The 24,157-nt window shown below is 66.3% G+C and carries 24 protein-coding genes and 1 pseudogene; 17 read left to right on the forward strand and 8 right to left on the reverse strand.

The features are described 5' to 3' along the window. Positions 1-141 precede the first annotated feature (141 nt). The 4 genes from AC0LPE_RS20035 to AC0LPE_RS20050 all read left to right on the forward strand — a co-directional run bounded on the left by AC0LPE_RS20035 (position 142) and on the right by AC0LPE_RS20050 (position 3,933). Positions 142-1,314 (forward strand): acyl-CoA dehydrogenase family protein, encoded by a 1,173-nt coding sequence (locus AC0LPE_RS20035; protein WP_160874010.1) that lies wholly within the window; start codon positions 142-144, stop codon positions 1,312-1,314. A gap of 29 nt (positions 1,315-1,343) precedes the next feature. Further along, positions 1,344-2,255 carry a biphenyl-2,3-diol 1,2-dioxygenase gene (gene bphC / locus AC0LPE_RS20040; protein ID WP_016694848.1) on the forward strand — a complete coding sequence of 304 codons (912 nt, stop codon included), beginning with the start codon at positions 1,344-1,346 and terminating at the stop codon, positions 2,253-2,255. A 159-nt stretch (positions 2,256-2,414) separates the two neighbouring features. Then, positions 2,415-3,080 carry an IclR family transcriptional regulator gene (locus AC0LPE_RS20045; RefSeq protein ID WP_490605077.1) on the forward strand — a complete coding sequence of 222 codons (666 nt, stop codon included), beginning with the start codon at positions 2,415-2,417 and terminating at the stop codon, positions 3,078-3,080. A gap of 70 nt (positions 3,081-3,150) precedes the next feature. Beyond that, on the forward strand, positions 3,151-3,933 hold the full coding sequence (locus AC0LPE_RS20050; protein ID WP_088897946.1) for an IclR family transcriptional regulator: 783 nt from the start codon (positions 3,151-3,153) through the stop codon (positions 3,931-3,933). Here AC0LPE_RS20050 and AC0LPE_RS20055 read toward each other — a convergent pair. Further along, positions 3,915-4,703, reverse strand: a complete 789-nt coding sequence (locus AC0LPE_RS20055; RefSeq protein WP_160874014.1) for an SDR family oxidoreductase — start codon at positions 4,701-4,703, stop codon at positions 3,915-3,917. The two genes, AC0LPE_RS20050 and AC0LPE_RS20055, sit on opposite strands and share 19 nt — an antisense overlap. Before the next feature lie 108 nt (positions 4,704-4,811). Here AC0LPE_RS20055 and AC0LPE_RS20060 point away from each other — a divergent pair, with 108 nt between their 5' ends. Next, complete coding sequence (locus AC0LPE_RS20060; RefSeq protein ID WP_088897944.1) at positions 4,812-5,399, forward strand: TetR/AcrR family transcriptional regulator; 588 nt, start codon at positions 4,812-4,814, stop codon at positions 5,397-5,399. A 36-nt stretch (positions 5,400-5,435) separates the two neighbouring features. On the opposite strand, the gene AC0LPE_RS20065 is transcribed toward AC0LPE_RS20060, so the two are convergent. The 3 genes from AC0LPE_RS20065 to AC0LPE_RS20075 all read right to left on the reverse strand — a co-directional run bounded on the left by AC0LPE_RS20065 (position 5,436) and on the right by AC0LPE_RS20075 (position 9,169). Next, on the reverse strand, positions 5,436-6,572 hold the full coding sequence (locus AC0LPE_RS20065) for a 3-ketosteroid-9-alpha-monooxygenase, oxygenase component (protein WP_490605078.1): 1,137 nt from the start codon (positions 6,570-6,572) through the stop codon (positions 5,436-5,438). A 486-nt stretch (positions 6,573-7,058) separates the two neighbouring features. Beyond that, the gene (locus AC0LPE_RS20070; RefSeq protein ID WP_490605079.1) at positions 7,059-8,465 is read right to left on the reverse strand and encodes a sensor histidine kinase; all 1,407 of its coding nucleotides are present in this window, start codon (positions 8,463-8,465) and stop codon (positions 7,059-7,061) included. Further along, complete coding sequence (locus AC0LPE_RS20075) at positions 8,462-9,169, reverse strand: response regulator transcription factor (protein WP_016694841.1); 708 nt, start codon at positions 9,167-9,169, stop codon at positions 8,462-8,464. The genes AC0LPE_RS20070 and AC0LPE_RS20075 overlap by 4 nt, the downstream gene beginning before the upstream one ends. Positions 9,170-9,302: 133 nt before the next feature. On the opposite strand from AC0LPE_RS20075, the gene AC0LPE_RS20080 reads away from it, so the two are divergent. From AC0LPE_RS20080 to AC0LPE_RS20095, 4 genes are read left to right on the forward strand one after another with little or no spacing between them, the layout of a single operon-like run. After that, positions 9,303-10,145, forward strand: coding sequence for a polyphosphate polymerase domain-containing protein (locus tag AC0LPE_RS20080; RefSeq protein ID WP_490605080.1), 843 nt, complete (start codon positions 9,303-9,305; stop codon positions 10,143-10,145). 27 nt (positions 10,146-10,172) lie between these two features. After that, positions 10,173-10,850 carry a DUF4956 domain-containing protein gene (locus tag AC0LPE_RS20085; RefSeq protein ID WP_490605081.1) on the forward strand — a complete coding sequence of 226 codons (678 nt, stop codon included), beginning with the start codon at positions 10,173-10,175 and terminating at the stop codon, positions 10,848-10,850. Further along, on the forward strand, positions 10,850-12,409 hold the full coding sequence (locus tag AC0LPE_RS20090) for a CotH kinase family protein (protein WP_160874024.1): 1,560 nt from the start codon (positions 10,850-10,852) through the stop codon (positions 12,407-12,409). The genes AC0LPE_RS20085 and AC0LPE_RS20090 overlap by 1 nt, the downstream gene beginning before the upstream one ends. 40 nt (positions 12,410-12,449) lie before the next feature. Then, positions 12,450-13,247 carry an enoyl-CoA hydratase gene (locus AC0LPE_RS20095; protein WP_490605082.1) on the forward strand — a complete coding sequence of 266 codons (798 nt, stop codon included), beginning with the start codon at positions 12,450-12,452 and terminating at the stop codon, positions 13,245-13,247. A gap of 249 nt (positions 13,248-13,496) precedes the next feature. Here AC0LPE_RS20095 and AC0LPE_RS20100 read toward each other — a convergent pair whose 3' ends face one another. Together AC0LPE_RS20100 and AC0LPE_RS20105 are read right to left on the reverse strand one after the other, a co-directional pair. After that, positions 13,497-13,784, reverse strand: coding sequence for a hypothetical protein (locus AC0LPE_RS20100; protein WP_490605083.1), 288 nt, complete (start codon positions 13,782-13,784; stop codon positions 13,497-13,499). Between the two features lie 44 nt (positions 13,785-13,828). Next, a complete protein-coding gene (locus AC0LPE_RS20105) occupies positions 13,829-14,263 on the reverse strand; it encodes a PaaI family thioesterase (RefSeq protein WP_447818374.1) in 435 nt (144 codons plus the stop codon). 89 nt (positions 14,264-14,352) lie between these two features. On the opposite strand from AC0LPE_RS20105, the gene AC0LPE_RS20110 reads away from it, so the two are divergent. The 4 genes from AC0LPE_RS20110 (at position 14,353) to AC0LPE_RS20125 (ending at position 17,390) form a co-directional block, all read left to right on the forward strand. After that, complete coding sequence (locus AC0LPE_RS20110; protein ID WP_490605084.1) at positions 14,353-14,835, forward strand: winged helix-turn-helix transcriptional regulator; 483 nt, start codon at positions 14,353-14,355, stop codon at positions 14,833-14,835. Positions 14,836-15,120: 285 nt separating this feature from the next. After that, on the forward strand, positions 15,121-15,993 hold the full coding sequence (locus tag AC0LPE_RS20115; RefSeq protein ID WP_145692253.1) for an alpha/beta fold hydrolase: 873 nt from the start codon (positions 15,121-15,123) through the stop codon (positions 15,991-15,993). Between the two features lie 53 nt (positions 15,994-16,046). Beyond that, entirely contained in the window at positions 16,047-16,808 is a 762-nt protein-coding gene (locus tag AC0LPE_RS20120) for a DUF899 domain-containing protein (protein WP_264720426.1), read from the forward strand. 60 nt (positions 16,809-16,868) lie between these two features. Then, complete coding sequence (locus AC0LPE_RS20125) at positions 16,869-17,390, forward strand: DUF8606 domain-containing protein (protein ID WP_261379964.1); 522 nt, start codon at positions 16,869-16,871, stop codon at positions 17,388-17,390. Between the two features lie 22 nt (positions 17,391-17,412). On the opposite strand, the gene AC0LPE_RS20130 is transcribed toward AC0LPE_RS20125, so the two are convergent. Then, the gene (locus AC0LPE_RS20130; RefSeq protein WP_088897933.1) at positions 17,413-17,892 is read right to left on the reverse strand and encodes a DUF6194 family protein; all 480 of its coding nucleotides are present in this window, start codon (positions 17,890-17,892) and stop codon (positions 17,413-17,415) included. A gap of 53 nt (positions 17,893-17,945) precedes the next feature. Here AC0LPE_RS20130 and AC0LPE_RS20135 point away from each other — a divergent pair, with 53 nt between their 5' ends. Continuing rightward, positions 17,946-18,731, forward strand: a complete 786-nt coding sequence (locus AC0LPE_RS20135) for a MerR family transcriptional regulator (RefSeq protein ID WP_490605085.1) — start codon at positions 17,946-17,948, stop codon at positions 18,729-18,731. On the opposite strand, the pseudogene AC0LPE_RS20140 reads toward AC0LPE_RS20135, so the two are convergent. Beyond that, positions 18,652-20,596 (reverse strand): annotated as a pseudogene (locus AC0LPE_RS20140) (APC family permease). The gene AC0LPE_RS20135 and the pseudogene AC0LPE_RS20140 sit on opposite strands and share 80 nt — an antisense overlap. Positions 20,597-20,747: 151 nt before the next feature. On the opposite strand from AC0LPE_RS20140, the gene AC0LPE_RS20145 reads away from it, so the two are divergent. The 3 genes from AC0LPE_RS20145 (at position 20,748) to AC0LPE_RS20155 (ending at position 24,142) form a co-directional block, all read left to right on the forward strand. Next, complete coding sequence (locus AC0LPE_RS20145; RefSeq protein ID WP_490605086.1) at positions 20,748-22,004, forward strand: IS701 family transposase; 1,257 nt, start codon at positions 20,748-20,750, stop codon at positions 22,002-22,004. A 446-nt stretch (positions 22,005-22,450) separates the two neighbouring features. Further along, positions 22,451-23,125: a PaaI family thioesterase gene (locus AC0LPE_RS20150; protein WP_490605087.1), complete on the forward strand. Its 675-nt coding sequence runs from the start codon at positions 22,451-22,453 to the stop codon at positions 23,123-23,125. A gap of 132 nt (positions 23,126-23,257) precedes the next feature. Further along, positions 23,258-24,142: an acyl-CoA thioesterase domain-containing protein gene (locus tag AC0LPE_RS20155; RefSeq protein WP_490605088.1), complete on the forward strand. Its 885-nt coding sequence runs from the start codon at positions 23,258-23,260 to the stop codon at positions 24,140-24,142. Positions 24,143-24,157: the final 15 nt, after the last annotated feature.

A 24,157-nucleotide genomic window follows, 5' to 3' on the forward strand; every position in this document is an offset into this window, starting at 1 on the left:
AAACATCGGTGCGCGATCACATCACGGGCTGGGACTGTTCGATACGCCACACCTGCACAGCGCAGGTCGCTCCGTTACGCGGAACACCCCCTCCCACACAGTCCCGGCTCACAGCAGCCGATCCCAGGAAGAGTCACCGTCATGGGTCAGGTATTGGACAGGATCATGCAGCACGCGGACGAGATCCGCGCCGAGGGTGTCGAGGGCGACAAGCTCATGCGCCTCACCGACACCACCGCGAAGCGCCTGCGTGACTCCGGCATCATCCGCACCTTCCAGCCGAAAGAGTACGGCGGCTTCGAAGGCCACCCGCGTGAGGCGGCCGAGACCATCATGGCGCTCGGTGCACTCGACGGCGCGACGGGCTGGGTCGCCGGCATCGTCGGCGTTCATCCGTGGGAGCTCGCCTTCTTCGACCCCAAGGCCCAGGAGGAGATCTGGGGCGAGGACAACGACATGTGGATGGCCTCGCCGTACGCACCGATGGGTGTCGCGGTGCCCGTCGACGGCGGATACATCCTCAACGGCCGCTGGTCGTTCTCGTCCGGCACCGACCACTGCGGCTGGATCATGATCGGTGCCGCCGTCGGCGACAAGGACGGCAACCGCACCGGCCAGGTGCTGCACGTCGTGCTCCCCCGCTCCGATTACGAGATCGACCAGGACAGCTGGAACGTCATCGGCCTGCGCGGCACGGGTTCGAAGGACCTGATCATCAAGGACGCCTTCATCCCCGAGCACCGCACGATCGACGCCGACATCGTGCTCAGCGGCAACGGCTGGCGCCACGCGGGTCGCGACGAGACGCTGTACAAGTTCCCGTTCTCGTACATCTTCCCGCTGGGCATCACCTCGTCGCTGATCGGCATGACCGAGGGCGCACTCGCCTGCTACATCGCAGCGCAGAAGGAGCGCGTCCAGGTCACCGGTGTCCCCATCAAGGAGGACCCGTACGTCCTGTACGCCATCAGCGAGGCCGCTTCCGAGATCTCTGCGTCGCGACTCGCGCTGCTCGAGACCGTCGACCGCTTCTGGGACAAGACGGACCGCGGTGAGGAGATCAGCTTCGAGGAGCGCGCCATCGGACGTCGCACCCAGATCTCGGCCGCGTGGCGCGCCGTGCGGGCGATGGACGAGATCTTCGCGCGTGCCGGCGGTGCAGCGGTGCACCTGAAGACTCCGATGCAGCGTTTCTGGCGCGACGCACACGTCGGCCTGACGCACGCCATCCACGTGCCCGGCATGATCTACCACTCCGCAGCCCTGACGCAGCTCGGTGGCGACCCGCAGGGTCCCTACCGCGCGATGATCTGATTCCCCCCTTCACTTTCGAGGACGATGACATGACTGAACTGAGAGGTCTCGGCTACCTCCGCATCCAGACGCAGGACGTGCCGCGTTGGCGCGCCCTGCTCCTCGACGGGCTCGGCATGGCCGAGGGAACCGGCCCCGAGGCCGACGGCTTCTACGCCCGCATCGACGAGCGCCGCTCCCGCATCCAGGTGCTGCCCGGCGATTCCGACAAGGCCCTGGCCGTGGGCTGGGAGGTGCGTGACGAGTTCGCGCTCCAGCGAGTGCGCGAGGCCGTCGAGAAGTCGGGACGCACCGTCGAGGTGCTCTCGCACAAGGAAGCGACCTACATCGACGCCGAGGGCGCCATCGCGTTCGAGGATCCGGCCGGAACCCGCCTCGAAGTGTTCTTCGGGCCGGTTCTCGACCACAGCCCGGTCGTGACGCGGTTCGGCGGACGCTGGGTGACCGGCGGCCTCGGCCTGGGTCACGTCGTGCTGCCGACGGCGAACTTCGCCGAGACGTACGAGTTCTACACGCAGGTTCTCGGTTTCCTGCCGCGCGGCTCGATCCGTCTCGACGAGGACGGCCTCGTGCGGGTCCGCTTCCTCGGTATCAACGAACGCCACCACAGCCTTGCGCTGTGCCCGGCTCCGCCGAACGAGGAGCCCGGCCTGGTGCACCTGATGACCGAGGTCGACACTCTCGACGCGGTCGGCCAGGCCCTCGATCGGGTGAACAAGCTCGACTTCTCGATCTCGTCGACGCTCGGCCGGCACACGAACGACAAGATGATCTCGTTCTACGTCCGCGCACCCGGCGGCTGGGATCTCGAGTTCGGTACCGAAGGCATGCTCGTCGACGAGCGTCACTACACGTCCGAGGAGATCACGGCGGATGCGTACTGGGGCCACGACCAGTCGGGATCCGAGCCGCTGAAGGCGTTCCTGCCTCCCACTGCCTGATATCCCACGGGCCTGTCCGACGAATGCACCGCGACTTCCGGTCGCGGTGCATTTTTCGTCGGTCTTGAAATTCGTTCTTCCGCAGAGCTCCGAGTGGCACTACAGTCGTAGATACTCATTGATCGGTCGATCAATCAACGACACGCCACGGAGAAGACCATGTCCGAAGTCCTCCCCACCCCCTCGTCCGTCATGGACCGCGTCGGCCTTCTGCTCGAACCGTTCCGCGACACGGACGGACTGACCCTCACCGAACTGTGCCGACGAACGGGCTTCCCCCGCTCGTCGGCCCATCGCATGCTTCTCCAGCTCGTGTGGGTCGGATGGATGCGTCGCAGCGGCACCACCTATCACCTCGGCCCGAAGATCGTCGAGCTCGGCGCCCTCGCGCAGGCACACGACCGGATCCACAGCGCCGCCCTCCGCTCGATGTACGACCTGCACCGAGAGACCGGTCTCGCCGTCCACCTGACCGTTCTCGACGACGACCAGGTCGTCTACCTGGAGAAGGTGAGCGGCGCGCAGTTCACCGACACCACCTGGGCGGGTCAGCGGCGTCCCGCCGAGGACACCGTCGCCGGCCTGGCGCTGCTCGCCCGACGCGACGGGCACCATCCTGCGCTGAGCGGCCCCGACGGATACACGCTCGCCGGTGGTGTCGTGTACGGCGGTGAATGCTTCCGGCACGCCGTCGCCGCTTTCGCCGCAGGGGACGGGGAGATCGCCGCACTCTCACTTGCCGGCCCCGTCGAGGCGCTCGGCGAAGACGCGACCCGGCGGCTGCGTCGGGCAGCCGACCACCTGGAAGCGACCCTGACCGCGTGACACCACGCCCTGTCCACAGCCCCGTTGATCAATCGATCAACGGACGGTTCCGGCACATCGTGAGGATGCCATGACACACACCGACGACTTCTCCAACGCCTTCATCGCCCGCGTGGCCGGGCTCCTGGACGAGTTCCACACCGGCGATCGCCTCACCCTCTCCGAACTGTCGACGCGCACGGGCCTGCCCCGCTCGTCCACCCACCGGCTGCTCACCCAGCTCGCCGAGCACGGCTGGGTGAGCAAGCGCGGCAAGACCTACGCGCTCGGACGCACACCGCTCGAGTGGGGCGCGCTGGCGAGGAACCACGACCGCCTGCACCGAGCGGCCCACCCCGTCCTGCACGACCTGCATTCGGCGACAGGTCTCGTCGTACACCTGGCGGTTCTCGAAGGTGGCGATGTGCGCTACGTCGACAAGGTCGGCCGCGGACCTGTCGCACTCCCCTCGCGCATCGGCGGACGGCAGCCGGCGCATCGCACCGCACTCGGAAAGGCCCTTCTGGCCCACACCCGGATGCACGCCGCCTATCCTGCGACCGGATGCACGTACGCCACTGCTCCGAGGGCTGAGAATTTGCTCTCCCGCAACGAGATCGCACGTATCCGCGAACGCCACGTCGCGCACGAGTGCGGGGAATCGTTGCCGGGTATCGCATGCGTGGCGGCGCCGATCGGAAACGGGCAGATGTGCGTGGGAGCGCTGTCCGTGACCGGACCCGTCGACATCGTCGACACCGTCAGCCTGGCCACCCCGGTCCGGCTCGCGGCACGGGCCGTCTGGCGCTCCCTGTCCCCGGCCGATTCCCAGCCACACCTCGGCCGGCCGATGGCTCAGCGCACCAGCGCCTGACCTCCGTCCACCGGAAGCGAATGGCCCGTGATGTAGCGGGCCGCCTCGCTGCACAGGAAGACGACAGCGGGCCCGATATCGGTCTCGGGATCACCGAGTCGACCGAGTGGGATCGAACTCGCGTATGCGGCGGCTTCGTCCGGCTCGCGTTCCGCCCACTCCTGCATGGCCACCGAATCGGCGAGCGGAAGAATCGAATTGACGCGGATCCCGTCCGCCGCCCACTCACAGGCGGCGGTGCGGGTGAGAACCCGGATCGCTTCCTTCGCGGCGGCGTATCCACCCGTGCCCGAGGGGTTCCACCGGATACCGGCCGCCGATCCGAGATTGACGATCGAACCACCGCCGCGCAGGTGCGGGTGGCACGCCCGCATCATCCGCCAGGTGGCGGTCGGGCCGGACTCCATCCCGTCGCGGTACACGGCCTCGTCGAGTTCGAGCAGCGTTCCCGGAGCGGGTGATTGCGCGTTGTTCACCAGAATGTTCAGGCCACCGAACTCCCTCACCACGTCCGCGACGGTCGCCTCCACGGCCGCCGCGTCGGTCACGTCGCACACGTACGGCACCGCACGGCCGCCCCGAGCTTCGATCTCGACCGCGGTGGCACCGATCGTCTCCGCGGTGCGCCCCACGACGGCCACCGAGGCGCCGGCCGCGGCGAGCGCAAGTGCGATCCCTCGCCCGATGCCCTGGCCGGCGCCGGTCACGAGGGCGGTGCCACCCGCGAGGGGGGTGGTGGGAACGATCGGGTCCATGCGGGTCACGGCCATGCATACTCCTGAAGACGTCGGGACGGGACTCCATTGATCGGTTGATCAATGAATGTGGCAGAATACGGTCCGGAACAGGCCTCACCCAGGCCTTACGAGAGGACGACGGTGGACCCGCAGGAGCGTAAGAGACAGATACTCGACAGGTCGGCGGAGATCTTCGCCCGCAAGGGTGTCACCGCCACCACCATCCGCGAGATCGCCGATGCGGTCGGTGTCTACTCCGGAGCGCTCTACCACTACTTCCCGTCCAAGGAAGCGATCGTCACCGAGCTCATCCGCGAGTACATCACCGACCTCAACGAACGGTGCCGCGAGGTGCTCGCCCGGTCGCTACCGCCGGTCGAACGACTCGAGGCCTTCACACAGATCGCGCTGGAGACCTCCGAGGACTATCACGGCGCCACCTCCATCTGGCGACGCGAAGGCGAGTACATGCGCGAGCGCGTCGTCGAGGCCGACATGGTCTCCTCTGCCGACGCCATGGAAGTCGCATGGCGCGAGGCCATCCGGGACGGCATCGCGGAAGGGGTCTTCCGCACCGACATCGATCCCGAAGCGTTCCGGGAACTGATCTACGACGCGGTCTGGCATGCCTCCCGCTGGTACCGGCCCGGACCGAACCGCACCCTCGCCGATCTCTCGCGCACCATCGTGTCGTTGTTCGTCGACGGCTTCCGCCGACGCGACACATGATCCGCCCCGCCGCGTACGGCGGGACGGATCATCGGATCACTCCGCCGAACCGCTGAGGTTCTCCTCGACCTCCTTGTGCCACGACTCGAGCGCACGGGAGGTGTCCACCTCGAACTCGAAACGCTGCGTCATGTCCGGCGTGACGTCCTCGAGGTCGACGTAGAACTGGTTGTACCAGCGACGCAACTGGTAGACCGGGCCGTCCTCCTCCGTGAGGAGCGGATTCTCGATGCGGGACTTGTGCTTCCAGATCTCGATGTCCTGTGCGAACTGCTCCTCGAGACCGTCGGTGAACATCTTCGCCATCTCGGCGGCCTGCTCCTCGGACATGCCCTCGATCTTCTTGACGATCGTGCCGAACTGCAGCACGAACGAGTTGTTCGTGACCGGGTAGTGGCAGTTGATCAGCTTCGACTCGATGGTCGTGCCCTCGGAGACCGTGTAGATCGTATCGAGCATGAAGGACGGGCCGTAGTAGAAGGCGTCCGAGATCGTCTGCGCCTCCGGCAGATCCATCTGCACACCGGTCTTGATGTCGTCGCGCCCGTAGGAGCGCATGTGCTGGCCGGCGATGTGCCCGTCGAAGACGTTCTTGAAGTACTCGGGCATCTGGAAGTGCACGTAGAAGAAGTGCGCCATATCGACGACGTTGTCGACGATCTCACGGCAGTGCGATCCCTCGACGTGGATGGTCGTCCACGTCCAGTCGCTCCACTGCCCGTCCTCGTAGCCCTCGATCTCGGGGATCGCGAGCTCGGGAGTGGGCTCACTACCCTGCGGGCAGTGCCAGACGAACAGAACCCCGTTGCGCTCCATCGTCGTCCACGCCTTGGTACGGCCGAGCTTCGGCGTGCGGCGCGCGTACGGCACCGCTTCGCAACGGCCCTGGCCGTTCCAGCGCCAGTCGTGGAACGGGCACGCGATGGTGTCGCCCTTGATCTCGCCGCGCGCGAGGTTGCCGCCCATGTGCCGGCAGAAGGCGTCGAGCGCGTGCAGCTTTCCTGCCGTGTCGGCGAAGACCACCAGGTCGGTGCCGAACACCTTGACCTGATGCGGCTTTCCGTCACGGAAGTTCTTGGCGAGGCCGATGCAGTGCCATCCGCGCGCGAAGCGGGTGGGGTTGGTACCGGGATCGATGTTGCGGATCTCGATCCGCTCCTGGGGGACGGTCATGGTTTCTCCTGGGCTGGCAAGGGGTGAAGGCGAACGGCGGTCACCGGGCTGAGGTGACTGCCTCCGTGGAAGCGAGAGGAGCGATCGCAGGATCGGTCCGGTTCCCGGTCCGGATCACACCGTCGGCCACCGCCTCGTCCACCGTGCGGTCGAGTGCCTCGCAGCGCATCACATAGGCACCCGGACCAGCGGTGGCGATCTCTCGGCACGACTGCCGGGCCTCGTCGGACCATTGAATGCTGGTATGAGCTGGGCTGTACTTCGCGACGAGCACACGAGCGCCGCAGGTGTGACAGGCGAGCGACTGCATTGTTGCCGGTTCCCTTCCTCGGATGAGCCGAGACTAGGAACCGCGATGTGTGCGGCGACACAGCTTTTCAGCCCAGCGGGACAAACGGAGTTCTATCGAACGCCCGGCGACTTCTCGTCACGCGGTGAAACGAGGTTCACGCGGCGTGTTGCAGGGGCGAACCCCGTTTCAGCGCGTCAGCCGGGGAGTAGCCGTGGGATGCGGACACGGAAGGTCGAGCCGACTCCCTGTTCCGACTCCACCTCCACTTTCCCGCCGTGCGCCGCGACCAGCGCAGCGACGATCGACAGACCCAGACCGCTCCCACCCGACGAGCGGGTGCGGGAGGCGTCGGCGCGGTAGAAGCGTTCGAAGACGCGCTCGCGGTCGTCGGGGTCGAGGCCCGGGCCCGTGTCGGCGACCTCCAGAACAGCATCGTTGTCCGCGGTTCCCACCCGAACGGTGACATCGGCATCGGGTGGAGTGTGGGTCAGCGCGTTGGTGACGAGATTGCTCAGCACCTGGCGCAGACGGGCGTCGTCGCCGAGAACCTCGGGAGTGCCTGGGCCGTCGATGATCTCGAGGGTGATGGTCCGTTCGGGTGCGACGGCACGCGCGTTGTGCACCGCGTCGGCAGCGACCGCGAGCAGATCCACCGGGGAACGGTCGAGCGGTCGTTGTTCGTCGAGTCGCGCGAGCATCAGCAGGTCTTCGACGAGCAGGCCCATACGACGGGCTTCGCGTTCGATGCGTTCCATGAGCATGCCGGTGTCGGTGCTCGCCCCCTGTCGGTACAACTCGGCGAAGCCACGGATTGTGGTCAGTGGGGTGCGAAGTTCGTGGCTGGCGTCGGCGACGAAACGACGCATCTTCTCCTCCGAAAGACGGGCCGACTCCTCCGATGCTGCGGTGGCCGCGAAGGCGGACTCGATCCTGCCGAGCATCGCGTTGAAGGTCACCGATAAGCGGCCGATCTCCGTTCGGGGATCACCCTCGGGCACCCGCTCGCTGAGGTCGCCCTCGGCGATCGCGGCAGCGGTGCGCTCGACCTCGTCCAACGGACGCAGACTCATACGCACGACGACACCGCCGGCCACCGCCAGCGCGACCAGCACTACCGCACCGATCACCGTCTGCAGCACGACGAGCCTGTCCACCGTCTCCTCGGCCTCGGCCAGGCTCATGCCGACCGTGGTCACGACACCCGATGCATTCTCGGTGCTCATCACCCGCCAGTGCGGACCGTCGTCGCCCACGGATCCGACGGTGACGGGCCTGCCCGTCGGCTCCTCCGGCACATCCGGTGCGGTCGACTCGTCGTTGACGACGAACAACACCTGACCGTCGGCGTCGACGACCTGCACGTAGAAAGGGCTCGGTGGTCGCCGGGAGTTGGGGGCATCCAGCGGCGGCGTCGGTGGTGGCCTTTCGGGTCGCGCCCAGGTGCGTGCGGCCTCCTCGAGGTCGCGATCGACCCGCGACAGCAGGGAATTCCGCAGAGCCGAGGTGACCGCGACCCCGGACGCGAGCAGACCGATGCCGGCCAGGAGCACCAGGGCGGCCACCAGCGTCCAACGGAGTGGCAGCGCCCGCAGGCGGTTCATGTGCGGGGTTCCCGCATCACGTAACCCACCCCGCGAACGGTGTGGATGAGGGGGACGTCGCCGGTGTCGACCTTGCGTCGCAGATACGACACGTACGACTCGACCACCCCGACCTCACCGCCGAAGTCGTAGTTCCACACGTGCTCGAGGATGCGGGGCTTGCTGAGCACCGTGCCGGCGTTGAGCATGAGATACCGCAGCAGCGTGAACTCGGTCGGCGACAGCGACACGGGCTTGCCCGCCTTGAACACCTCGTGGGTGTCCTCGTCGAGTTCGAGGTCGGCGAAGGTGATGCGGGAGCTGCGTTCGGCCTCGGACACCTTGCCGGCGCGGCGCAGGATCGTGCGCAACCGGGCGATGACCTCTTCGAGGCTGAACGGTTTGGTGACGTAGTCGTCGGCGCCGAGCGTCAGGCCCGCGACCTTGTCCTCCACCGCGTCCTTCGCGGTCAGGAACAGCACGGGCGCATCGATGCCGTCGGCGCGCAGGCGGCGCAGCATGCCCATGCCGTCCATGCCGGGCATCATCACGTCGAGGATCACCGCGTCGGGTCGGAAGCGACGCGCCTTGTCGAGTCCTTCGGCGCCGTTGCTGGCGGTCTCCACCTCGAAGCCCTGGAACTTCAGGCTCACGGACAGCAGTTCGACGATGCTCGGCTCGTCGTCGACGACGAGCACGCGCGCTTCGGGAATCCGGTCGGTCACGACTTCGATTGTCGCGGGTAGGGCTGTTACCCCGCTCGAGGTTTCCTGGCAGTTTCCTGTGAGCTTCCCGATTGTCAGGAAGTTGCCAGGAGAACTCCACGGAACCTCGAGATCACGAGTGTGTGCTGTGGGGGTGAACAACGGCTTCCAACAGACCGCGAGCAAATTGCACGCGTTCAACCGGTACGAGATCAAGTACTTCGTCGACGAGATGAAGGTGCCCGACCTGCGGCGCGAGCTCGCCGCCCGGATGGACACCGATCCGTACTCGCCGCACGGCGGATATCCGGTGACGTCGCTGTACTACGACACCGCGGATCTGCGGTTCTACTGGGAGAAGATCGAGGGCCTGAAGTTCCGCCGCAAGGTGCGCATGCGGCTGTACGGGGACCCGGCCGCGTGCACCGACGACACTCCCGTGCAGGTCGAGATCAAGCAGCGCGTCAACCGGGTGACGCAGAAGCGTCGCACCGCACTCCCCTACGGCGTCGCCCTGCGATGGCTGAACGGGCGCGAGGACATCGAGTGCGACGACTCGCAGCGACCGTTCGTCAACGAGGTCTCCAGCCTCGTAGGGAATCTGGATCTGCGACCGATCGTGACCACCGGCTATCTGCGCGAGGCATTCGTCGGACGCGACGCCGACCTCGGCCTGCGCGTCACGATCGACCACAAGGTGCACGGACGCGACCGCGACTTCCACTTCGCGGCCGGCGCCGAGAACCGCTTCATCATCCCACCGAAGCTGGCCGTCGTGGAGCTCAAGGCCAACGAGCGGGTGCCCTACTGGGCGACGGATCTGACGGCGCAGCTGGACATGTCGGTGATCCGAGTGTCGAAGTACTGCCAGTCGGTCGAGGCGTTCGGGCTCGCACCCCGGTCCCGTTTCGGCGCACCGGATCTGGTGCTTCCGGATGGCTTCGACGCGCGGGTGCCCGCCGACCTTCTTTCCACCGAACCGATTCCGGTTCGCTGACTTACTCGTTTCGAATCAAGGACGGATATGAATCTCGATTTCCAGGACCTCAGCGGCACGTTCACGACCTTCGACATCGTGGTGTCGCTGGCGTTGTCGTTCGTGCTGTCGAGCGTGATCGCGTGGGTCTACCGCTACACGCACAAGAACGTCTCCTACAGCCAGTCCTACGTGCAGACGCTGGTGCTGGTCGGCATGGTCATCGCGCTCATCATGCTGGTGGTCGGGTCGAACATCGCCCGGGCGTTCGCTCTCGTCGGCGCGCTGTCGGTGGTGCGATTCCGCAACGCCATCAAGGAAACCCGTGATGTCGGGTTCATCTTCCTGGTGATGGCCATCGGCATGACCACCGGTACCCGCTTCTACGTGCTCGCCATCGCGGCGACCGTCGCGATCTGCCTCGTGCTGCTGATCATGAACAAGTTCAACTGGTTCAAGCTCGACGTGCAGCGTCAGGTGGTCAAGGTGCAGGTGCCGCCGGAACCGGCCTACACCAGCACCGTCGAGGACGTTCTCATCAAGCACTGCAGTGAATACGAGTTGGTGTCCACCGAATCCGTCCGCGCCGGCGCCCTGGTGGAGCTGTACTACACGGCTCAGCTGAAGAAGGGCACGAGCTCGAACGACCTGATCGCTGCACTGAGCGCCGTCAACGCCGGCCAGCGGGTGAGCGTCCTGACCGGATACGACCAGACCGACCTGTGATGACGGCACCGACACCGCGGCGCCGTCTGCGGCACCGGATACCGACCTCGCTGCGTCGGCTCTGGAAACTGCCGGTGGCGTTCATCGCGTTCGTCGCGATCGTGGCCACGGCCTTCGGAGCGGCACGCGTGCGGCCCTACATCACGGGTGACCCGACGATCATCTCCTCGGAGATCACCGAGAATGTCGCCGGCACAGTCGACCTGTTCGACACCTCCGTCACACACGAGTTGTCGCTCGAGATCGGCGACTCCGAGTACGACGACATGATCTCCGCATACGAGAAGGACGGCGACAAGGAGTGGGTGGTCGCCGATGTGGTCATCGACGGCACCCGCATCGACGACGTGGGTGTGCGCCTGAAGGGCAACTCGACGCTGCGCGGCCTGCAGGGCGAGGGTTTCGATCAGGCGCAGGGCCCGCCCGGGATGGAAGGCATGACGCAGGTGGACCCGGAGGATCCGACCTCACTGCCCTTGCTGATCCGTTTCGACAAGTACGTCGACGGTCGCGCGTATCAGGGCATGACCGAACTGTCGGTGCGGCCCGGCTCGCCGGTGATCAACGAGGCGATGGCGTTGTCGCTCACCGCCGAGACCGATCAGCCGACCCAGCGGTACGCGTACACGGTGTACTCGGTCAACGACAGCGCCACCGCGACGCGACTGGTGCTCGAGCATCCCGACGAGCAGTACGCCAACTCGCTGTTCGACTCCCCCGGCTATCTCTACAAGGCCGATGCGTCGTCGCGGTTCGAGTACGTCGGAGACGACCAGTCGGACTACGCCGACCAGTTCAAGGAGATCAATGCCGCCGATTCCGGGACGTTGCAACCGATCATCAGCTTCCTGAAGTGGATGGACTCGGCCGACAATGCCGAGTTCGACGCGCACCTGGCCGACTGGGTCGACGTCGAGTCCTTCGCCCGGTACGTCGCCACCCAGAACCTGCTCGTCAACTTCGATGACATGGCCGGACCGGGTCAGAACTACTACCTCTGGTACGACCTCGACACGAAGAAGCTGTCGGTGGTCTCGTGGGATCTGAACATGGCCATGCAGGGCGATACGTCCGCCGGCCCGGACGACTCCATCTCGATCATGGGCGGCATGGGACCGGGCGGCTCCGGAGGAAACACGGAGGGCGCACCCGAGCCACCGGCGATGCAGCAGGGCGACGCACCGTCCATGCGGCTCGGGCGCGGTGGTCCTCCGCAGGGCATGCCGGGCGACGCGCCACCGGAGGGGATGCCCCAGGGCATGCCACCGGGAATGCCGGGAGGTGACGGGGAAGGTCGGGGCCCGATGGGTGGCAACACACTGAAGACCCGTTTCCTCGACTCCGACGCCTTCACGGAGATCTACCACCAGGCGTACCAGGAGTTGTCCGAGCAGATCTACGGCAGCGGTCTGGCGCTCGAGGTCCTCGACGAGGTGGCGGCGTCGGTGCCGACCTCCGACGGACTCACGGCCGAGGCGCTGCAGGAGAGCGTCGACTCGATGCGCTCGTGGATCGAAGAACGTGCGCAGGCACAGCTTCAGTGGATTCAGCCCCGCTGAGCGGGGTCGGATCCACCGAAGTTACGGATACTGTCTGGCCATGACTTCCGAAGAGATCCTGCTCGTCGAGCAGCGCGATTCCGTCCGCATCCTGACCTTCAACCGCCCGGAGGCGCGGAACGCGCTGAGCTCGGCGCTCATCGATGCCCTGCGCACCGAGATCGCCGCCGCAGAGGTGGACGACGAGACGAACGTCGTGGTCCTCACCGGTACCGACCCGGCCTTCTGCGCCGGACTCGACCTGCAGGAACTCGGGGAGAGCGGAGGCAACCTGTCGCTGGTGTCGGGCGCCGACCTCCCCATCGGTCATCCGTGGAAGCCCATCTCCAAGCCGATCATCGGTGCGGTGAACGGTGCCGCCATCACCGGTGGCCTCGAGATGGCGCTCGCCTGCGACTTCCTCATCGCGTCCGAGCGCGCCCGCTTCGCCGACACCCACGCGCGCGTCGGTGTCCTGCCGGGTTGGGGACTCACCCAGCGCCTGCCCGCGGCGGTGGGTCCGGGCTTCGCGCGTCGCATGAGCCTGTCCGGGAACTTCGTCGGAGCCGAGGACGCGCTGCGCGCGGGTCTGGTGACGCAGGTCGTCGCGCACGACGAACTACTCGACACGGCCGTGGAGGTCGCGCGGACGATCGCCGGCAACGATCAGCCGGGTGTACGGGCGTTGCTCGGGTCGTACCGGCGTGCGGAGGAGCATGTCGTCGAACCGGCCCTACGGGTGGAGCAGCAGACCTCGGAAGAGTGGATGCGGGAGTTCTCGCCGTCGCGGGTCGCCGAGAGGCGGGCCGCGGTGATCGAACGTGGAAAGTCCCAAAATGCCGTGAACCCGAAGTCCTGAAACACCCAAAATTAAAGGACATTTCAGGCTAATCGGACAGATTTATCACGGAAGGATAACAACTAGTGACGGCAGGTAACAGGCTTTGTTGCCGTCGCGAAGTATGGGACGGAAGCGGACTTATCCTCACGGATATTTCGCTTCCCGCGCCCGTTCGCGGGTGTGCCCATCCATATCAACACGGAGGTATTCCTATGCTGCTCGGATCTCTCGCACTGACCCTCGGTGGACTGCTCGCCGCCCTCGGCATCATTCTCTGACAGCCGGACCGATCGACTCCGCGCCCGCACCACCCCCTGCGTGCGGGCGCGGTTCGGTCCATTCGGACGGATCCACTTCCGGAGTCCGGAAAACTGTTTCCTCGTCACACTTTTCGGACATCATCTTCTCGAGTTCGTCCTTCTCGCGCTGCGCCATCTCGGGGTCGACGTCCTCACCCGGGACGGGTCCGGGATCTGTAGCCGGCGCGCCCTGACCGGGATCGGCCGCGTCGATCTCGTCGGAGCCGGTGTGCTTGATCGGGAGAAACGGTTCCATGCTTGCCATGGATACGGGTTCCCGACACCGATGCGCGCAAACAACTACTCCGGCAACGGAACGTTCTGCAGTCGCAGCTGACCGCGAGCGAGCACCTTGCCGCTCGCGGTGTCGGTGATGATCACCAGCCACAGCTGTTGAGTCCTTCCCTGCTGCAACGGTTCTGCCGTGACCGACGCGCGGCATCCCGTGGTCGAGCGCAGGAAGTCGGTCGAATTGTTGACGCCGACGGCGAACTGGCCGCGCTCGAGTACCGCAGCGCTTGCACCGATACTGCCGGCAGTTTCGACGATGGTCGCGTAGAGCCCGCCGTGCACGACTCCCCACGGGGTGTGGTGGTCGGGTCCCAGGTCGACGTATCCGGTGACCTTCGTTCCGGTGGCTTCCTCGACGACGAAGCCGCTCGCCTCGACGAATCGGCTCGGCGGCTTCTGCCCGTAGTCCTCGATGGTCGGACGGGCCTCGACACTTCCGGTCATGACAACTCCTCGTTCACGCTGACTTCGATATCCACAGTTAGCCACTGCCAAGGCTGACTGTCAAGGATTAAGTCAGCTACCCTGTGGGCATGCAGTGGCTCGACTACAGCACAGACAACTGCTCGGTCCAGCGCACGATGGACGTCATCGGCGAGAAATGGACGATGATCGTTCTCCGCGAAGTGTTCAACGGCGTGCGACGTTTCGAGCAGATGCGCCGGCACACCGGCATCTCCGACCCCGTGCTGTCGGCCCGACTGCGCACCCTCGTCGAGGCCGGGATCCTCGACACCGTCCCCTACCGCGAGGAAGGCCGCCGCACGCGCAACGAGTACCGGCTCACCGACAAGGGCCGCGATCTCTACCCGATCCTCGTCGCCCTGCTCCAGTGGGGTGACAAATACTGCGCCGATCCGGAGGGTCCGTCGCTGCTCATCGAACATCGCGACTGCGGCGCGCCGGTCGAAGCGGTCGTGCAGTGCGCCCACGGCCACGGTCCGCTGGGGCCGAGCGAATCGCAGACCCGACCCGGCCCGACCGCGCGAAAACTCCCCGAGGGCACGAAGACATAACGAAATGAATTTTCGATCCTCGGCGGTGTTTGGCGCCGAGGCCACGGGTACTCCTGGCTCAGCGTCCCGGTGCGGACGCAGTCCGGATAACCGAACGACAGGAGGAACACATATGCACTTCGGATCTCTTGCGCTCCTCGGCGGACTGCCCGCGAAACCGGGCATCGCCCACTGAGCCAGCGCACGCCGCGTCCGCATCCATCAAGGGTGCGGACGCGGTCGTATGTGCGATGAATTTTGCGGGCACCGCGAGTCGGTATGGTCACCGACCCCGAAGGAGCCGACATGCCCGAACCCGTCACCCGCACGATCGACGTCCCCGGCGCGACTCTCGTCTACGACGTCCGCACCGCCCCCGGCGACACCACTCCTCTTCTGCTCGCCGGATCCCCGATGGACGCGAGCGGCTTCACCAGCCTCGTCTCCTACCTCGACGACCGGACGGTGATCACCTACGACCCGCGCGGCACGGGTCGCGGCACGCGCACCGACACGTCGATGCAGTCCACCCCGGCCCTGCACGCCGACGACCTGCACCGGATCCTCGCCGAGCTCGATCTCGGTCCCGTCGACGTCTTCGCCAGCAGCGGCGGCGCGGTCAACGCGCTCGAACTCGTCTCGCGGCATCCCGAGCAGGTGCGCACGCTGGTCGCGCACGAACCGCCGATCGTCGAGTTGTTGCCTGATCGCATCGGGGCCGAAGCGGTGCGCGACGACATCCGCGACACCTATCAGCGCAGCGGCCTCGGGCCGGCCATGGCGAAGTTCATCGCACTGGTCAGCTATGAAGGTGAGCTGACCTCCGACTATCTCGACCGGCCTGCTCCGAACCCGTCCGACTTCGGCCTGCCCACCGAGGACGACGGGACCCGCGACGACGTGCTGCTGGGCCAGAACTGGATGTCGTGCACGGGCTACCACCCCGATCTCGACGCTCTGGCGAACGCGTCCACGCACATCGTCGTCGCAGGTGGTCGCGAATCGGTACGCCAGCTGTGCGGCCGCGCCTCGGCAGCGCTCGCCGAGCGACTCGGCACCACTCCGACGCTGTTCCCCGGCGATCACGGTGGCTTCATGGGAGCCGCCGAGGGCATGCCCGGCGATCCGGAAGCGTTCGCCGCCGTGCTCCGCGACGTGCTCCAACCGAGCCGCGTGTAATCCGTCCGATCCGCTCCCGCGCGCGTCGCGGTTCCCGCTTTCCGGAGGTCACCATGACCGAACCGCATTCCAGCCGTCCACCCGTGGTCGACCTCGCGGCCTGGCAGGCCGCGCGCGACGAACTCCTCGTTCGGGAGAAGGCCCACACGAAGGAGGGCGATGCCATCGCCGCGGCCCGCCGACGACTCCCGATGGTGGAGTTCGACGGAACGGTCGAGGTGGTCGGGCCCGACGGCCCGGTCCCCTTCCTCGACCTCTTCCAGGGCCGCAACGAACTCGTCGTCTACAAGCACATGTGGTACGACGGCGCGCCTCCGCAGGGACAGTGCGAGGGGTGCACGACCACGGCCTGGCACGTCCGCGATGCCGTCTACCTCAATGCTCGCGGAGTGTCGCTCGCGTTCGTCACCACTGGTCCGTGGGAGGAGGTGGCGGCGTTCGTCGAGTTCATGGGATACACCCAGCCCTGGTATTCGGTGCGCGACGTCGCCGAACCCGTGGGCGGAGCGATGGGTTATCTCACCTCCTATCTCCGCGACGGTGACCGGACCTTCCTCACCTACTCCACGACGGGTCGCGGCACCGAAAGGGCCAACAGCTCGGCCGGCCTGCTCGACATGACCCCGTACGGACGCGGCGAGAGGTGGGAGGACAAACCCGAGGGGTGGCCGGAGGGAGACGACCCGTGCTGGTTCTGGCGCGCCGATGCCGACGGCAACGCGACATGGGATGAGACGAGCCGCCCGGTGCCGCAGTGGACCCGGCCCGGTGCGACTCCCGTCGAGACCCTCGGAAGGAAGAGCGACTGGCACTGATCACACCGACGGCGCCGCGCGCCTACCGTGGAACGAGGTGTTCCCGACGAAGGAGTGTGCGTGGCGGAATCGTCCGGGTCGAATCGTCCCGAGTCCGAATGGAACGGCCGGGATTGGTACGTGAACTTCGGTGAGCGCAGCCCGTCACGGAACTGGGACGACGGCCGCCGCTACGGTTTCCTTGCCGCCGGTGGCGGCCGCTGGTATTCGGATTCCTTGCAGGAGTTGCCTGTCGGTGGCCGCGTCTTCGTCTACATCCCGAAGAACGGGTACGTCGGCATCGGCGTCGTGACCGGGCCGGCGGCACCGGCCGACGAGGCGACGCTCGTCGTCGACGGCCGGCCGGTCCCGTTCCGCAGCCTCGAGCTGAAGGCGCCGTATGTCCACGAGAGCGAGGGCACGGACCCGCACGAGGACCACCGCGAGTGGATCGTGCCGGTGCAGTGGACGCACACCGTCGCGCGCGAGGATGCCTTCCGCATCCCGGGGCTGTTCGCGAACCAGAACTCTGCGTGCCGTCTGCGTCATCGCTTCACCGTCGACACCGTGACGTCGTTCTTCGAGAACAATCCGGATGAGTGACGGCAGAATCTCTTTCGCACGATCACTCCGTGTCGCGCAGCGCGCTCCTGCGTTCGACGCGGCGCCGATCGGCCAGGTGGGCGTCGCGCAGCACTTCGAGCAGACGCGGCGTGGCCCGCTCGCCGGGTTCGACGACCGCGACCCACCCCAGTGAACCGTAGAGCGGGTGTGGCATGAACACGTCGGCCTCGGCGAAGTCGATCGTCGAGGGGTCGACGGACCGGGGCGGGTAGCCGAGCAGTTCGATGAACAGCTGCGACCCCGCATGCACGTTCACTCGCCATCGGCCCGGTTCGTCGAGGCGTGAATCCTCGTCGTCCGGATAGTTCTTCGTCACGATCGTCGCGTAGGGCTGCCGGTTGTGCGGGACCTCTCCGTCCGAGGTGTAGTAGAAGAAGTGATCGCCCCACGAGATCTCGGGATGCCCACTCCCCTCCTGTGGTGCGAGCTCGAGGACACCGTCGAAACTCCTGATCTCTGCGAGGATCTGTTCCATCGTCATACTTCGAGTGTCGCCTTGAAGTGCTTATGGAGGGTTCGGCTGTGGAGCACACGATGACGACGGGGCGCCTGGCCGCAGCCGTCGGATACTCCGTGCAGCAGGTGCGCGACCTCGAACGTCTCGGGGTGATCCCTCCTGCCGTACGAATGCCCAACGGCTATCGCAGATTCGGACCCGAACACGTCGCGGCTCTGCGTGCGTACCGCGCACTGGCTGTCGCGGTCGGGCCCGTGGAGGCGCGCAGTGTCATGCACGATGTGCAGACACTCCCCTACGACGAGGCGCTCGCTCGTGTCGTCGAACTCCACAGTGGGCTCGCGCGTGCACGCGACGAGAGTCTCGCCGCGCTCCGCGCACTCGACACCATCGTCGACGAGGCCGCCCACGACGCGCCTCCGCTGCCCCGCGACGCCATGAGCATCACCGAGCTGGCGACGGCGATCGGGGTGCGGTCGTCCACGCTGAGGTTCTGGGAGAAGGAGGGATTGGTCGCGCCCGAACGGACCGACCGCAACAGTATTCGGAGCTACTCACCCGCCGCGGCGCGGGATGCGCGGATCGTCGCCGCACTACGCGCGGGTGGCTACCGGATCCCGGCGGTCCGGGCGGTGATGGCAGCGATCGGAACCGACGACGACACCGACACCGCTCGGGATGCACTCCACGAGCGACTACGCACCATCGCCGTGCAATCCGAAGTGTTGCTGCGGGCCGGTGCAGGCATCGCGAACCTGATCGGGAACGGGACTCCGCGCTCGCCTAACTCGAGTCCGACGAGTGCAACCGCCACGGCACACTCGTCACCATCACCCCGGGCTGGAACAGCAGACGACTCTTGAGCCGCAGCGCGCTCTGATTGTGGAGCAGATTCTCCCACCAGTGCCCCACGACGTATTCGGGGATGAAGACGGTGACCACATCGCGCGGCGAATTGCCCCGCACCCGCCTGACGTAGTCGAGCACCGGTCGTGTGATCTCCCGGTACGGCGACTCCAGCACCTTCAACGGAATAGTGATGTCGCTGGCCTCCCACTCACGCACGAGAGCACGGGTGTCCTCCTCGTCGACGTCGACGGTGATCGCCTCGAGGGTGTCGGGATGGGTGGCCGACGCGTACGCGAGCGCCCGACGAGTCGGATGGTGCAGCTTGGCCACGAGCACGATCGAATACGTACGGCTGGGCAGCAGACCGTCCCATTTACCGGCGTCGAGTTCGGCCGCCACGCGTCGGTAGTGGTGGTTGACGGCCCGCATCCCCACGAAGACGGTCACCATGGCGAGGATCGCGATCCACGCGCCGGCAACGAATTTCGTGATGAGCACGATGATCAGGACTGTCCCCGTCATCGCCAGACCCAGGCCGTTGACGACACGCGAGCGCTGCATCCTCCGGCGATGTCGCGGGTCGGTCTCGGTGACCAACAGGCGGGTCCAGTGGCGCACCATGCCGGTCTGGCTCAGCGTGAAGGAGACGAACACCCCGACGATGTAGAGCTGGATGAGATGGGTGACTTCGGCATCGAACAGCCAGACGAACACGATCGCGGCGAGGGCCAGGAAGACGATGCCGTTGCTGAACGCCAGCCGATCACCCCGGGTGCGTAGCTGCGTGGGCAGGTGTTTGTCCTGCGCCAGCACCGACGCGAGCACCGGGAAACCGTTGAATGCCGTGTTGGCGGCGAGGACGAGGATCAATGCGGTCACAGCGGTGACGAGGTAGAAGCCGAGTGGGAAGCCGGTGAAGACCGTCTCGGCCACCTGCGCGACCAGCGTCTTCTGGTGGTATCCCTCGGGTGCCCCGAGCAGTTGCGTTGCGGGGTCCGCAGCGACGACGACCCCCAGTCGCTCGGCGAGGACGATGATGCCCATCAGCAACGTGATCGCGATGGCACCCAACATCAGGAGGGTGGTGGCGGCGTTGTTCGATTTCGGTTTCCGGAAGGCCGGCACCCCGTTGCTGATGGCCTCCACCCCGGTCAGGGCCGCGCATCCCGACGAGAACGCGCGCGAGAAGGAAGGCGAAGGCCAGCCCGGCCAGGTGGGATTGTTCGGCGGCGAGTTCGTAGTGCGACGACTCGGCGCGCAGAGGGGCGTCGAACACCACGAGACGCGCGAACCCCCAGACGAGCATCACGCCGATACAGAACATGAAGGCGTAGGTGGGGATGGCGAAAGCTGCGCCCGCTTCGCGGAGTCCGCGCAGATTCACTGCGGTGAGAAGGACGATCGCGGCGATCGCGAACAGCACCTTGTGGTGTGCGACGAAGGGGATCGCCGACCCGATGTTCTGGGCGGCCGACGAGATCGACACGGCGACCGTCAGCACGTAGTCGACGATCAACGCGCTGCCCACTGTCAGGCCGGCCATCGCACCGAGGTTCTTCGTCGCCACTTCGTAGTCGCCGCCCCCGGAGGGGTAGGCATGCACGTTCTGCCGGTAGCTCGCGACCACCACGACCAGGACGACGGCGACGGCGAGACCGATCCAGCCGGAGAACGCGTAGGCGGACAGGCCCGCCACCGACAGCACGAGGAAGATCTCCTCCGGCGCATAGGCGACGGACGACAGGGCGTCGGACGCGAACACCGGCAGGGCCACGCGTTTCGGCAACAGGGTGTGGCCGAGAGTGTCGCTGCGCAGCGGTCTTCCCAGCAGCACTCGTTTGGTGACGTTGTCACGGCCCTTGTGGATGGTTACGGCCACGACCACCGACTCCTGTCCGGCGCATACCCGCGCACGCAGAAGCGAACGGTACGCTTGAATTACGACGCTCGCCATAGTAGGACTTTGTTAGGTTCACCACTTCCTGGTGTGAGGCCTCGAGATTCGGCGAGATGTCCGAGACGATAACCAGGTGGATGCCGCAGCCCTGACCGATGTCGGTGAACGTCTCGATGCGTTCATCGGCGAGGTGTTCTCCTCGCTCAAACGCAAGGACCAGCGAGTAACGGCCGGGGTATATGCGCGAGGGTTGATGCTCGACGGGCGCCGCAAGTCGATGCAGCCGATGGCCGACCGCCTCGGGATCGATCACCAACGCCTGCAGCAGTTCGTCACCACCTCACCGTGGGATCCGGTACCGGTCCGGAAAACACTGTCCCGCAAAGCGTGTGATTTGATCTCCCCGGATGCGTGGGTGATCGACGACACCGGATTCGCCAAGGACGGTGACGCCTCGCCGTGTGTGGCCCGGCAGTATTCGGGCACCCTCGGCAAGGTCGGAAACTGCCAGGTCGCGGTCAGTGTGCACGCCGCCACCGATACCGCGTCCGCACCCTTGGATTGGCGGCTGTATCTGCCTGAGAGCTGGGACGATCAGCGGTGCGACGATCCGGAGACGGCCTCGGCGATCACCGCTCGCCGGCGACGCAACGCGATCCCGACCGAGGAGCGCTATCGCACCAAGGCAGTGATGGCTCTCGAGATGCTCGACGAGCTGATCTCGTGGGGCCGGACCCCACCGGTGATCGTCGCCGACGCCGGCGACGGCGACTCGGCGACCTTCCGGCAGGGCCTGACCGACCGCGACCTGGCCTACGTCGTCGCGGTCAAGGGCGCCACCCTCGCGCACCCCGCCGATGCAGTCCCGGCCGCCGCCGCGTACTCCGGGCGCGGGCGGCCTCCGACCCGACGCTACCCACCGGCCGTGACCTGCAGGGATCTCGTTCTGGCGGCCGGAGTAGGCGCGCTGACCGAGGTCACCTGGCGCCGCGGAACCAAGACCGGTCCGGGCAACCCGACCGCGGTGATGCGCTCACGGTTCGTGGCGCTGCGGATCCGCCCCGCGAACCGCACCATTCCCCGCGACGAGGACGGAACCCTGCCGCAGGCGTGGCTGCTCGCCGAATGGCCGGCGGGCGCGGCGCAGCCCACCGACTTCTGGCTGGCCACCCTGCCCGAGGACACCCCGCTGTCGGAGTTGGTGCGCCTGGCGAAGATCCGCTGGCGCATCGAACACGACTACCGGGAACTGAAAACCGGTCTCGGACTCGACCACTTCGAGGGCCGCTCCTGGCTCGGCTGGCACCACCACGTCACCCTCGTCACCGCCGCACACATGTTTCTCACCACCCTGCGGCTGACCGACCCAAAAGCGGTCGGGCGGGACTGACCCTCTACGGCATTGTGCGCGAACTCCAACGCGCACTGGCCTATTGGATCGGTACCTGCCCGACCTGCCATCACACCTTCCCAACATAACAAAGTACTAATAGGTGCAGATCGGGCAAATTCACCCCGTCGATCACCCCTCGATGAAGTTGGCAGGTGAAAGAATCGCGGGTAGTGTGGAGTCGTTGTTGCTCCTCGCAACAAAGCGTGCCGTGTCTCCTCCCCTTTGACATGGCACGGACGGACCCCGTCGGCCCCTCCCCTCGTTAAGCCGACGGGGTTCTCTCATTGGTTCCCGCCCGTGCCGGGGTTCACACGTTTTCGTACAGAACGGTCCGTTTTACGGATTTTGCGGCGATCCCGTACAGCGGCAGCAGAACTTGACTCGTTCACCATGCGCGCGGTCGACTATTTTCCTTCACCACGCTCACGATCCGGAGAACCCTGATGACCGATTCCATCCTCGAGCTCTACGTCAACGACGGATTGTCCGACGAGGAAATCGATCAGCAGAGGGCCGCCTACGGGCCGCTCACCGAGGACGTGCGCGAACTGATCCGGCTCGCACTGCAGACCCGCGTGGATGCCGACGACGTCGCGCGGGCGCGGGAACATCTTGCGGCCGCGCGCGAGATCCTCGAACGCGACCGGGAGGACGGCCCGTACGGCACCCGGTTCAACGACTCGGGCCGATTCCGCAACTGGGGCAACGCCGCAATAGGCCTGCGCAACGCCATCGCGCCGATCGGCGACATCCACGAGGCGGACGACGGCCGCGTGTGGACCGACATCGACCTCGGTCCCGTCTACGAAGGACCGGCCGGGCACGTGCACGGCGGGGTCTCCGCGCTGCTGCTCGACCAGATCCTCGGCGACGCCGCGCGCATCTCGGGATATCCGGGGATGACGGGCACGCTCACCATCCGCTACCGCAAGCGCACTCCCCTCGGCGCACTGCGTGTGGAGGCGAAACTCGACCGCGTCGAGGGACGTAAGGCGTTCGTCGTGGGGCACATCGCCGACTCGGAGGGGATCTGCGTGGAAGCGGAAGGCATCTTCATCGCTCCGGTGTGGATGGTGCAGCAGCGCGACTCGTTCGCGGAGACACCGAGGCCCGAATAGGCTCACAACCGAGAAGTGAGGCTCACAACGCCCATGGTCGACCATCAGGGTTGTGAGCCTCACCTGTGCGTTGTGAACCTCCGAACGACGTAACCCTTCCGTCGTCGACCACAGAATGGAAATATCACTCTCATGAACGAGAATGGCATTTCCGCAAGTCAGCGGCCGTCGGTGACGATGAGCCGGTACACCTTCACCGCCGACTTCGGCCTGACGTCGCTCCAGCTGAGCAAGGAACGCGCGGTCATGCGCGCCGACCTGCACGACAAGCTGCGCAACGACGCCAGCGCCGCAGCACTCGGGGTGCTCACCACCGTGGTGGACATCGTCACGTCCACCCCACCACTCGCCGTGTGCAGCCCGGACTGGGTCGCGACCCAGGATCTGTCGATCCACACGGCCGAACCGCTCACCGAAGGCCCGATCGTCGTCGACACCCACCTGGTGCGCGTCGGCAAGAAGACAGTGCACGTCGCCGCGGAGATCTTCGACGGACGCGGTATCACCGACCTCGAGGAGCTCGTCGCCGCCCTCGACAACGGCGGGTTACGACCGGCGGGGCGCGGCCTCGTCACCTTCGTGCGGCTTCCTCGCACCGCTGCGGCCGGTTCGGACTACTACAACCCCGGCGAGTGGGTGGGCACCATCCGCGAATATCCCAGCGAGCACGTCGAGGGATCGATCTACTCCCGATTGGGGATGCGCACCCTCGACGCACGCACCGGGGTACTCGAACTCGACCTCACTCCGTTCGTGGCCAACATGATCGGCACCATCCAGGGTGGCGCCCAGGCATTGCTCGCCGAGCACGCGGCGCACACCGTCCTCCCGGGTTTCGTGGCCATCGACATCCAGGCCCACTATCTGTCGCAGGTGAAGGTGGGGCCGGCGCGGTCGCACGTCACGGTGGTCCGTGAGACGAAGGACCATGCGGTCGTCGACGTCCGCCTCGTGGACGCCGGAGCCGACGATCAGGTGCTCGCCCTGACGACGGTCACCCTGCAACGCCTGATCTGATACCCCTGTTGCGAG

Source organism: Rhodococcus sp. S3, from assembly GCF_058211795.1.